Raw genomic sequence first — 11,689 nt, 5'->3', positions numbered from 1 at the left:
CGCCGCAAAAGCGGGCGGCGGGGAGGATGCCGCTCCCATCAGGGCTATGCATCCACATAAGGGCATGCAAGCCGTCTTTAGCGCGTTTTTTCTGTTAAAATTACTAATAAGCCATCAATTCTGCCAGTGCGGTTTCAAAGCGTTGTTTGGGCAGGTACTGGTCTTCCAGGGCTTTAGTGAACGGTATAGCGCTCTCCAGGCTGCCTACACGCTTTACCGGGGCGTCAAGGTACTCAAAGCACTCTTCCATGATCATTGCCGAGATATCGCTGGCCACACCGCCAAACAATGTATCTTCCTGAAGGATAATCACTTTACCTGTTTTTTTCACTGATTTAAATATAGCTTCCGTATCAAGCGGCTGTAGTGTGCGAAGGTCAACAAGGTCGGCCTTTATGTCCGGATTTTTGTCTAAAGTTTCAAGCGCCCAGTGTACTCCCGCGCCAAACGAAATTATGGTAACATCCTCACCTTCTTTTAGTAACGATGCCTTACCGAAAGGCAAAGTGTAATAATCTTTCGGCACATCCTGGTATATGCTACGGTATAAAGCCTTGTGCTCAAAGAACATTACCGGGTTAGGATCGTTTATTGCCGTAGCAAGCAAACCTTTGGCATCATAGGGGAATGCCGGGTAAACTACTTTAAGCCCCGGTGTTTTGGTAAACCACGCCTCGTTCGTCTGTGAGTGGAAAGGCCCCGCCTGTACCCCTGCCCCGCAAGGCATACGCACTACAACATCAGCCTTTTCCTGCCAGCGGTAGTGCACTTTGGCAAGGTAATTTACTATAGGGTTAAACCCGGTGGAAACGAAATCGGCGAACTGCATTTCAATAACTGATTTGTAGCCGTTTATAGATAATCCCATGCCTGTGGAAACAATAGCCGACTCACAAATTGGGGTGTTGCGCACGCGGCCTTTACCGAACTCTTTCACAAAGCCCTCGGTAATCTTGAAAGCCCCGCCATATTCGGCAATGTCCTGCCCCATGATTACGAGGTTCTCATGGCGCTCCATACTTTGCCTTAACCCCTGTGATATCGCATCAATCATCCGTATATTTTCAGCTTCTGATGAAGCTTTAACTTCCTCAAATTGATAGGGTTTGTAAACATCATTTAATTCTTCGCTTAGACTGGCAACAATAGCCGGTTCAGCCGAAGCCTGCTGGTAATGCTCGTCTATTTCTTTCTTCAGTTCGGAACGCATTGCATCATCCTGCTCATCGGTCAGCACGCCTTCTGCCTTTAGGTAGTTGCGGTAATTATCTACCGGGTCTTTTATCGCCCACATATCCATAAGCTCCTGCGGAACGTATTTAGTGCCGCTCGCCTCCTCATGCCCACGCATCCTGAAGGTCTTGAACTCCAGCAGCACCGGGCGTGGGTTCTGGCGCATAGAAGCAACAATGTCGCTTAACTGTGTGTATACTTCAAGTATGTTATTACCATCTATTATGTGCGATTCCATGCCGTAGCCAATGCCTTTGTCGGCCAGGTTTTCGCAGCGGTATTGCTCGTTGGTAGGGGTACTAAGCCCGTAGCCGTTGTTCTCGATGATAAAAAGCACCGGGAGGTCCCACACGGCGGCAATGTTCAGCGCTTCGTGGAAATCGCCCTCGCTCGTAGCGCCCTCACCGGTAAATACAGCGGTAACTTTACCGTTGTTGCTCAGCGTGTTAGCCAGCGCAATACCATCAGCAACGCCCAGCTGCGGCCCTAGGTGCGATATCATGCCTATGATCTTAAACTCCTGTGTACCAAAGTGGAAAGAACGGTCGCGGCCCTTGGTAAAGCCGTTGGCCTTGCCCTGCCATTGCGAGAACAGGCGGTACAGCGGAATGTCGCGCCCGGTAAAAACGCCCAGGTTGCGGTGCATGGGCAGGATGTACTCATCTTTGTCTAAAACGGCGGTAACACCCACAGCAATAGCCTCTTGCCCTATGCCGGAAAACCACTTTGACACCTTACCCTGACGGATGAGGATAAGCATCTTCTCCTCTATGAGGCGTGGTTTTATTAATTTCGTATATAAATCAAGTAATTGTTCGTTGGTTAATTGTTTTCTGTCGAAATTCATGTTTGTTATTGAATTATCGTTATTTTTTTGTGCACCCCAAAAGTAAGAAAATAACAGGAGCTGGAGGAAATGTGATGAAAATATTTTGTTTGAAAAAATTTTTGTAAGGGGATTTTTCGTAGGTTTATCATTCTACCTTATACATTTAATGAATAACAAATTTGATCTCATCGAACTACAGCACTTTTTAACATTATTAAAGAATGCAAAAGAAAGTCAGTCAATTGAAAGTTATATCTACATAAAGAATATTTTAAACACAATTGAGTTTCCAATACCGTGTGTAATTTTTCCTAAAGGCACTAAGTTAGTACGAACACGAGTCCATCGAGATAATGAAGATTTTTTTAGTTCCGTTGGTGAATTATCATATAGAAAAGACATACAGAACATTAAATTTTTTGGAAGAGCTAATGAACCAGGTCAATCAACTTTCTATTGTGCAAATGATGATTCAATTTCTATCCCTGAAACAAGCGAAATAATCCGTCAAAATATAGACAAGGAATATGAATATCTTACAACAGGGCTATGGATTGCTAAAGAAAATCTTCTATGCGTTAGCCTGCTTACTAATGATGACATAAAAGACCAGCATAAAGAATTAGAGGAAATAAGTAAAAGTTTTTCAAATTTAGCTAAAGAATAAAATGATGAAAATTCCCGAGTTGTACAAGAGATGATTCAATTTTTGTCTAAAGAGTTTTCAACAGAAGCAAGAGGTGATTCAAAACATTACAAAATAACTACTGCATTCACTAATTATGTATTTGACACTATTGAGCAGGCTGATGCGATCATATATCCGAGCACAGTAAACAAATTAAAAGGGTTTAATTTTGTATTACCACCATATATAGCAGATCAAAAGTTACAATTTATTGCTGCAAATAGACGTAAAATGAGTAGAATTAGTACTACTAATTATGTAGAAACAGAATTTATTGAGTCAGTATCTGTTGAAGGAGATATAATCGTGTGGCCTTTAAATAACATTTAAATGTCTTTACTAACTTTATGTTATTTATAAATTTAAAAAAACTGTATTATGTATGATGAAATAGTTAAAGAGTTTAGAGAAAGAAAAAGAAACTTTTCTGAACTGCATATATCTCATTGTCTTGCTCAGGATAATCTTGTCGGAGCGATAAAAGTCGCAGCTAAGGCTATTGATAAAAAAGGTAAGATTAATAGTCATCAAAGACGTGTTGGAAGAGAGAATCTAGACAAATTTGCTTCTGGATTAGTTGTCGAAAAATCTAAAATAGAGAAAGCTAAATCTTTCGATGATTTATTATCTGTAATAGAAAGTATTGACTCAGAACGTATTGGAGTACTCACTAAATATGATACTGCATTACGAATTGGTGCTTTTCGTAAATTATATCCCGACAAGGTTTATTTACATGCTGGAACTAAAATTGGAGTGAGATATTTGTTGGGTAAGGCTGCCGTTAAAGGAAGAAAATGTATATCTATTAATCAGTTACCTCCAGAACTATTAGAATTTGATTTAACTGCTTCAGAGTTAGAAGACCTTTTTTGCCATTATAAAACAGCGTTTAAAGATGGTTGTTTTACTGCCAAAGATTCAAAAGGAAATTCTTTTTCTTCTTGTTAATCAAGCTAAATAACCAACATAAAATTTACTAAAACCCAATGCCAAAAATAATCGCCGCATTCAACATGACACTTGATGGTAACTGTGACCATACCGCAGGCATACCTGATGCCGAAGTACACGATTATTACACACAGTTGTTGAATGAGTCGGGTGCAATACTGTACGGCAGGACAACCTATGAACTTATGCAATACTGGCGGCCCATGATAAATAATCCTACAGGTGAAAAATCTATGGACGATTTTGCCAGGGCTATAGACAGGATACCTAAGATCATCTTTTCAAGCACGCTAACGGAAACAGGCTGGGACAGTGCAACACTGGCAACCAAACCGCTTGAACAAGTAGTAGCAGAACTCAAACAGCAACCGGGCAGGGATGTTTTGGTCGGCAGCAGGAGCCTTATTATACAATTAGCCAACCTGAACCTGGTCGATGAATACCAGCTTTGCATTTTTCCTGTTATTGCTGGGCCAGGGCTGCAATTGTTTGACAACATAAATGACAGGACAGTATTAAATCTTATCAAAACTAAGACGTTTGATGGTGGATCGGTGCTGCATTACTATAAACCAGCTTCATCAGGCTCAAATAATTAAGCTGCTACCTGCCAACAACTTCCTCCCATTCAAAAAAAAATCATTATAAGTGCATTTACTGCCTTAAGGTTATAAACAATTAACTAAATTAAATCTACGCAACTCAAATGTCCCAGCTTAACCCACCACAAATGAAAAATCTGCTTTTGTTTTTTTTCTGGCCCCTGGCTTTATTTTTCTCTGAGGGAATTATTTCAATAACCACAACAGGGAGCCAAAATAAAGAATCGCTGTCAGTAATAATAAATGATTCTTCATTTATGACAAGGATTTAAAAAATTACCTTTATAAAAAAACCGTAAAAATTTTTGTTTATGTTAACAGTGTTAACTAAATTTGCGGCATGGGTATTAAAGAAAGAAAACATAAAGCAAAGGAAGACCTTCGGAAAGCCATTCTTAATGCCGCCAGGGAAATATTCCTGGAAAAGGGCTATGACAACATGTCTATCCGGAATATAGCCGACCGCATTGAGTATAGCCCAACAACCCTTTACATATATTTTAAAGATAAGGGCGAAATATTTTTCGCGCTGCATAATGAAGGGTTCCAGTTGTTGAATCAAAAAATGGCTGTCCTGGCTGCCGTCGCGGATCCCATGGAGCGATTAAAGGCTATGGGTAAAATATACATGGCTTTCGCAATGGACAACCCAGATTATTATGACCTCATGTTTGTACAGAGGGCACCCCTGAACTGCATAGAGCAGGAAGGCTGGAGTGAAGGACATACCTCATTTAAATTCCTTGAGGCAACTGTAGCAGAATGCATGAAAACCGGGACACTAAAAAAGGATGACCCGGAGGTGGTTGCCTTTGTAATCTGGTCTTTCATGCACGGCATGTGTACCCTCAACAACAGGGACAGGTGCATGATATTTGATGAGGACAGGCGTACACACATCTTATCGACATCATATGAATCATTCTTAAAGATTATTGAACTTTAATGTTTTTTTTCTTTATAAATTAACACTGTAAACTAAATTAATAACGTAAATATGTCTATACCATTAACCCGCAGCATAGCATGTATATTGCTGTTCCTCTGCCCCGGGCTTTTATTGGCGCAGGAGCCATTGGACAATTATATTGAACAGGGGCTGAAGAACAATACTGTTGTCCGGCAAAAAAACATCGCGCTGCAAACCGCGCTTGCCGCATTAAAGGAGGCAAAAGGATATTTCCTGCCTGATGTATCATTTAGTACCAGTTACCAAAGCGGCGAAGGTGGCCGATATTTTAATTTCCCGGTAGGAGACCTTGTGAACCCTGTATATGCCACCCTGAACCAGCTTACCGGATCCGGCAACTTTCCCCAACTTGAAAACATACGGTCTTACCTGAACCCGAATAATTATTATGACGCGCATGTACGCACAAGTGTGCCCATAGTAAATACGGATGTATATTACAATTACAGGATAAAGCAACAGCAGGCAGCCCTTCCGGAACATGAACTTGCTATATATAAGCGTGAACTTGTAGCCGGCATACGCAACGCCTATTATAATTACCTGATGATGCTCGAAAATATAGCTATCTATGAAAACGCACTGGCGCTGGTGAACCAAAACCTTAAAGTGAACGAATCACTGTACAGGAACGGCAAAGGGCTACAGGCCAATATAAAAAGGGCAGAATCTGAAATAGCAGGCTTAAATGCGCAGCTGCTTCAGGCGAAAAATGAACTTGATAATGCCCGGCGGTATTTTAATTTTCTGATTAACCAGAACCTTAATGCTCCGGTAGAAACCGTACCAGGAAATAATGCCGACCCTGAAAAGTATGCGGCTTTAATTAATATAAAGAACACACGCGAAGAATTACAACAGCTTGACCAGGCCCTTGAGATCAACAAAACAGCGCTGAAAATGGACCGTAGCTTCTGGATTCCTAAGATAAGTGCTTTCCTTGACTTGGGTTCTCAGGGAATTGATTGGGAATATAACGGCTATTCCAGGTATTATTTCGCAGGCATCCAGATGGATATAAAATTGTTCAAAGGCCAGGCCAATACACATAAGGCGCAACAGCGCAAACTGGATATACAGAAACTGGAGCTTGATAAAGAAAATATTACCCGCCAGCTTGATATGGCTTCTCAAAACGCACTCTCCAATTACTACTCCTCAAAAGCACAGCTTGAAGCTGCATCAGCAAATATCAAAGCTTCCGAAAGTTATTTCAGGGTCATAGAATCCGGGTACCGGCAGGGCGCTAATACGCTTATAGAATATATTGATGCCCGTAACCAGCTTACGCAATCGCAACTTTCCGGTAACATTGCCCGATACAGGGTACTTGCTGCGCTAACCGATATTGAACGTCAGAACGCAACCTATAAAATCAATCAAACCAATCAATAATGAAAACACTATATTTAAAATCTGCCATACTGGTTATAGCAGCTACACTATTGCCGGCATCATGCGGTAAGGATAAAGAACCGGAAAATAAAACTACTGAAACCATATCGGTAAAGACGGAACCCCTGGCAATGCAAACACTGGATAAAGAAATCATAGTATCAGGCCAATTTTCCACCGATGACGAAGTTGATCTGTCTTTCAAAACCGGTGGGCTCATCAAAAACATATATGTTAAAGAAGGCGATTATGTACAAAAAGGACAGGTGCTTGCCGAACTGGACCTTACCGAAATCGGATCAGGCACAGCACAAAGCCGGCTCGCCATAGAAAAAGCAACACGTGATTATAACAGGGTAATGGCGCTGTACAAAGACAGCGTAGCAACACTTGAACAGCTTCAAAATGCCAAAACACTTTTAAATATAGCCCAGGAACAAAACCAGGCGGCAAATTTCAACTATAAATATTCTAAAATCTACGCGCCAAAAAATGGATATGTCCTTAGGAAAACCGCTAATGCGGGACAACTGGTTAATCCCGGTGATCCAGTCATAAGGGTTAATGGCGCCGGGCAGGCTTCATGGATATTAAAGGCCGGTATCAGTGACCGCGACTGGGCAGCCGTTGCTGTCGGCGATAAAGCAACCCTGTCGTCAGAAACACTTGCGGGCAAAAACATCGGCGGGACAATTGTACGCAAATCACAGGGTATTGACCCTTACAGCAGTACTTTCTTTGTTGAAATAGGCATTGACAATAAAGTGAGCGGCCTGGCATCAGGCATGTTTGGATCAGCACGTATAGCAGCTTCCAACAAAACTAAAGCGTTTGTTGTGCCTTATGAGGCGCTAATGGATGCTAATGCCAAAACAGGATTTGTTTTTGTGACTAATGACGGCAAAACCGCAATAAAAGTACCGGTAGTTATTGACAGGATTACTAATGAAAAAGTAATCATTGCTTCCGGCCTCGAAGGATATAAATACCTTATTGTCACCGGCAATGCCTACCTTACTGATAAATCATCTATAAAAGTTATACAATAGCTATGAAAATATCTGAATATGCAGTAAGGAACTACCAGTTTACCCTGGTAATGTTCATCATGGCTATAGCCCTTGGTATCACAACATTACTGACCATGGGCAGGAGCGAAGACCCGTTGCTGAGCAGCCCAAATTTCACCGTAGTCGCTATATATCCGGGAGCATCGCCTGAAGATATAGAAGAGCTTATAGTGAAGCCTGCCGAGAAAAAAATCTACGCGCTTGAAAACATCAAAAGGATAAAAACCAATATACAGGATGGCGTAGCTATTTTTAATGTTGAATATAAATATAACAGCGATGTTGATGAGAAATACCAGGAGATAGTCCGCGAAGTAAACGCATTGAGGGAACAATTGCCACAGGATGTAAAAAGCCTGTATGTAGAAAAACAGATACCATCTGACGTAAATATAATACAGGCATCGCTTGTAAGTGAAAATGCCCCGGCTGACAAGATAAGGTGGTATGCTGAAAACCTTCAGGAAGAACTCGAAAAAGTTACCGAACTAAAGAATGTAGAGGTGCACGGCCTTGCCGAACCTATTGTAAGGGTTGACCTGAAGCTTGATAAAATTGCAAGGATGAATCTTCCGCTAAATGCAATAACCGGGAGCATACAAAGTGAAATTGCTAATATACCGGGGGGTAGTGTAGATGCGGGAAAACGGTCTTTCAACATTAAAACCAGCGGGAATTACAACTCACTGGACGAAATTGAAAATACAGTTGTTTATGCCGCTAATGATAAAAATATACTGCTCAGGGATATTGCGTCTGTACAAAATGATTATGATGAAACCAAACATATTGTCCGCTTAAATGGGCACCGTGCCGCATTAGTAACCGCCGCACTGAAAGAAGGTTTTAATATTTCTGAAATCCAGGATAAATATTTGCCTGTTATTGAAACGTTCAGGAAGACGTTGCCCCACAACATTGACCTGGTGCACAATTTTGACCAGGCTGACAATGTCAATAAGAGGCTCGAAGGCCTGGGGGTAGATTTTATAATAGCTATCCTCCTGGTGTCTATAACACTGTTGCCGCTGGGTTTAAGAGCCTCTATAATTGTTATGATATCCATCCCACTTTCCCTGGCTATTGGCTTAGTGTTGCTTAATTATTTAGGATATAATATTAACCAGCTGAGTATTGTAGGCCTGGTGGTGGCGCTGGGGCTGCTGGTTGATGACAGTATTGTGGTAGTAGAAAATATAGAACGCTGGATGCGTGAAGGGCACTCAAGGCTCGAGGCTACCCTTATGGGTACAAAGCAGATAGGTATATCTATTGTAGGGTGTACGGTGACCCTTATCATTGCATTCCTACCACTGGTTTTCCTTCCTGAGGCATCGGGCGATTTCATACGGGGGCTTCCTATGGCTGTTATTATGAGCGTTTTGTCATCAATGGTCGTGTCGCTCACCATTATCCCGTTTCTATCCAGCAGGATATTAAAGCAGCACGGGCCTGATTATAAAGGCAATATATTTCTGCGGGTACTCCAAAAAGGGATTCACGGTACCTATGCAAGGCTCCTTGACAAAGCCCTTGAACACCCCTGGAAAACAACGCTTGTGGCACTTGTCATATTCATCGGTTCATTGATGATGATCCCTGCCGTGGGTTTCAGCCTCTTCCCTGCTTCAGAAAAACCGCAGTTCCTGGTAAATATCTTGGCGCCGCTGCAAACCAATATAAAAGAAACCGACAGGATAACATTTGTAGTAGAAAAAGAACTTTCAAAAATTAATGATATTAAATATTATACTTCAAATGTAGGAAGGGGGAATCCACGTGTGTATTACAATGTGATACCTGCCAAAGATACGCCTGATTTTGCCCAGATATTTATACAAATGGATGAAGAAACCACTTCTGAGCGAAAATATGAAGTGATGGAATTGCTGCGGAAAAAATTCACCGGGATTCCTGATGCAAAAATCGAAGTCAAGAATTTTGAGCAGGGACCGCCTATTGTAGCGCCTGTAGAAGTCAGGCTATACGGTGAAAACCTCGATACGCTGAGGCTGCTGTCGGCAAGGGCCGAACGACTGCTCAAGGGTACATCCGGTACTATATATGTTACAAACCCTGTATCCAACCTGAAGGCCGATATAAGGATTAATATAAATAAGGATAAAGCCAGGATGCTCGGGATAAACACTGTAGACATAGACCGTACGGTACGGCTTGCCATTGCCGGCCTTAACCTGGGGAGTTTTACGGATAAAAATGACGATGAACGCAATATCATACTCACAGCGCCAAAGCTGGAAAAACCTACACTGTCTTCCCTTGACAAGGTTTATGTAAATAATAATAAAGGTACAGCTATACCCCTAAGCAGCATTGCAACAGTAGAAATGGAAAGCTCCCCTCTGTTCATAAATCATTACAATAAAATACGCACAGTTTCTGTATCGGCCTTTGTTGATAAAGACCATCTTGTTGACAATGTGATAACCGAGGTTATGGATAAGATGGATAAACTTCAGATGCCGAAAGGTTACAGCTACCAGATGGGCGGTGAATATGAAGCCAAAAAAGAATCTTTTGGCGGGTTTGAATCAGTTATAATTGTTACTGTTTTTCTGTTCATTGCTATTTTAATCTTACTTTTCAAAACTTTCAAAAGCACACTTATTGTGCTGTCCGTGATACCTTTAGGTATTGTTGGTGCAATTATTGCTTTATGGCTTACAGGCAATACGCTGTCATTTGTGGCGACCATCGGCCTAATAGCGCTTGCGGGGGTTGAAGTAAAAAATTCAATATTGTTTGTAGATTTCACCAACCAACTGAGGCAACAAGGGCACAGTGTGGAAGAGGCAATCCGAGAAGGTGGCGAAGTAAGGTTCCTCCCTATAATCCTTACATCACTCACTGCCATAGGAGGGCTGCTGCCCATAGCGCTAAGTACAAACCCGCTGATATCGCCACTGGCAATTGTGATGATTGGAGGCCTTATCAGCTCCACGCTGCTGTCGCGGGTAGTTACACCGGTGGTGTACAAACTAATACCTCCTAAAATAGACATGGATAAAAAATAATGCGTTGGAACCGGGAAGTTATACTGAAGCTGGCTGGCACTGCTTTTTTGGNCGCACTAAAGAAATTTAATAAAATAAAAGTTTAAACCACTTCAATAATATTAGTCAAGGAATGGCTTTTCTAAACGAATTTTTTTCTGTTTTAAAATCAATATGGAGATGAAAACTATTATATATGTCCTGTACTTTTGTTTACTTATAAATTGTAAACCTAATAATCAATTTTTAATCAAGACCAATAATGACTACTTGGAATGTAAAAATAAATTTCCAAAAAGGTTAGTAGAATATTTACCAACAAAATTAACGAACACCTATTGTAGCTATGTATGTTCTGAAGTTGTATCCAGAAATGATGTTGGATTAAAAGTGAACAATTATAACGTAGATATTTCTGAAATAGATTCTATTGCTACTTACCTACAATCAAAATCTATCGCTAAATATTCATCTAATGATACATGTTTACTAATTGTTAATCGATTTGAGACTTTAGATAGTTATGAAAATAGAGAAGATATCATAATAAAGGATAGTGTCAAAATAGAAAGAGACTGTTATAAAAATTTATATCCAGTCCCTAATTTTATTGAATTCAGAAATCACTCTGCTAAAGAGCTAAACATAGGTCCTGACTTTGATATTTATGTTTTAGAAGCAAAATCAGGAAATTATTTTAAAGAATATAACTTAAAGCCCAACCCACAAATGCCTAATAATTGGAAAAACGGATATTCAAAAGGTGTAGCTTTAAGCAGAGAAGAAAATACTGTAATTTATTGGGCAATTGTTTGGTGATTAGTATTAGCAACATAATATTTTAGCCTTAGAGTAGCTGAGCTAACAAAAATGTGATACTAATCCTTTTTAGCCCTGATGGGAGCGGCATCCTCCCCGCCGCCTGCTTTTGCGG

At 40.9% G+C, this 11,689-nt stretch carries 10 protein-coding genes; 9 read left to right on the top strand and 1 reads right to left on the bottom strand.

Translation table 11 applies throughout. From position 1 onward, the window contains the following. Positions 1–103: 103 nt before the first annotated feature. A complete protein-coding gene (locus CHU92_RS10505) occupies positions 104–2,080 on the bottom strand; it encodes an alpha-ketoacid dehydrogenase subunit alpha/beta (RefSeq protein WP_094415345.1) in 1,977 nt (658 codons plus the stop codon). Between the two features lie 148 nt (positions 2,081–2,228). On the opposite strand from CHU92_RS10505, the gene CHU92_RS10500 reads away from it, so the two are divergent. The 9 genes from CHU92_RS10500 to CHU92_RS10460 all read left to right on the top strand — a co-directional run bounded on the left by CHU92_RS10500 (position 2,229) and on the right by CHU92_RS10460 (position 11,574). Further along, positions 2,229–2,729, top strand: a complete 501-nt coding sequence (locus CHU92_RS10500) for a hypothetical protein (RefSeq protein ID WP_094415343.1) — start codon at positions 2,229–2,231, stop codon at positions 2,727–2,729. Between the two features lie 42 nt (positions 2,730–2,771). Then, positions 2,772–3,080, top strand: coding sequence for a hypothetical protein (locus CHU92_RS10495; protein ID WP_129583060.1), 309 nt, complete (start codon positions 2,772–2,774; stop codon positions 3,078–3,080). Positions 3,081–3,128: 48 nt separating this feature from the next. Then, positions 3,129–3,701, top strand: a complete 573-nt coding sequence (locus tag CHU92_RS10490; protein ID WP_094415339.1) for a hypothetical protein — start codon at positions 3,129–3,131, stop codon at positions 3,699–3,701. 38 nt (positions 3,702–3,739) lie between these two features. Continuing rightward, positions 3,740–4,303, top strand: coding sequence for a dihydrofolate reductase family protein (locus CHU92_RS10485; protein WP_094415337.1), 564 nt, complete (start codon positions 3,740–3,742; stop codon positions 4,301–4,303). Positions 4,304–4,646: 343 nt separating this feature from the next. Next, entirely contained in the window at positions 4,647–5,252 is a 606-nt protein-coding gene (locus CHU92_RS10480; RefSeq protein WP_094415335.1) for a TetR/AcrR family transcriptional regulator, read from the top strand. 51 nt (positions 5,253–5,303) lie between these two features. After that, positions 5,304–6,671 carry a TolC family protein gene (locus tag CHU92_RS10475; protein WP_094415333.1) on the top strand — a complete coding sequence of 456 codons (1,368 nt, stop codon included), beginning with the start codon at positions 5,304–5,306 and terminating at the stop codon, positions 6,669–6,671. Next, positions 6,671–7,720: an efflux RND transporter periplasmic adaptor subunit gene (locus CHU92_RS10470; RefSeq protein ID WP_094415331.1), complete on the top strand. Its 1,050-nt coding sequence runs from the start codon at positions 6,671–6,673 to the stop codon at positions 7,718–7,720. The genes CHU92_RS10475 and CHU92_RS10470 overlap by 1 nt, the downstream gene beginning before the upstream one ends. Before the next feature lie 2 nt (positions 7,721–7,722). Then, the gene (locus CHU92_RS10465; protein ID WP_094415329.1) at positions 7,723–10,776 is read left to right on the top strand and encodes an efflux RND transporter permease subunit; all 3,054 of its coding nucleotides are present in this window, start codon (positions 7,723–7,725) and stop codon (positions 10,774–10,776) included. Between the two features lie 159 nt (positions 10,777–10,935). Continuing rightward, positions 10,936–11,574, top strand: coding sequence for a hypothetical protein (locus tag CHU92_RS10460; RefSeq protein ID WP_129583059.1), 639 nt, complete (start codon positions 10,936–10,938; stop codon positions 11,572–11,574). The last annotated feature ends 115 nt before the right edge of the window (positions 11,575–11,689 follow it).

Source organism: Flavobacterium cyanobacteriorum (assembly GCF_002251835.1).
Taxonomy (GTDB): Bacteria; Bacteroidota; Bacteroidia; order Flavobacteriales; family Flavobacteriaceae; genus Flavobacterium; species Flavobacterium cyanobacteriorum.
This window is presented reverse-complemented; position numbering and strand designations above follow the sequence as displayed.

Coding starts and splice junctions, on each gene's coding strand:
- CHU92_RS10505 (WP_094415345.1), bottom strand. CDS start 2,080: ATGAATTTCGACAGAAAACAATTAACCAACGAACAATTACTTGATTTA.
- CHU92_RS10500 (WP_094415343.1), top strand. CDS start 2,229: ATGAATAACAAATTTGATCTCATCGAACTACAGCACTTTTTAACATTA.
- CHU92_RS10490 (WP_094415339.1), top strand. CDS start 3,129: ATGTATGATGAAATAGTTAAAGAGTTTAGAGAAAGAAAAAGAAACTTT.
- CHU92_RS10485 (WP_094415337.1), top strand. CDS start 3,740: ATGCCAAAAATAATCGCCGCATTCAACATGACACTTGATGGTAACTGT.
- CHU92_RS10480 (WP_094415335.1), top strand. CDS start 4,647: ATGGGTATTAAAGAAAGAAAACATAAAGCAAAGGAAGACCTTCGGAAA.
- CHU92_RS10475 (WP_094415333.1), top strand. CDS start 5,304: ATGTCTATACCATTAACCCGCAGCATAGCATGTATATTGCTGTTCCTC.
- CHU92_RS10470 (WP_094415331.1), top strand. CDS start 6,671: ATGAAAACACTATATTTAAAATCTGCCATACTGGTTATAGCAGCTACA.
- CHU92_RS10465 (WP_094415329.1), top strand. CDS start 7,723: ATGAAAATATCTGAATATGCAGTAAGGAACTACCAGTTTACCCTGGTA.
- CHU92_RS10460 (WP_129583059.1), top strand. CDS start 10,936: ATGAAAACTATTATATATGTCCTGTACTTTTGTTTACTTATAAATTGT.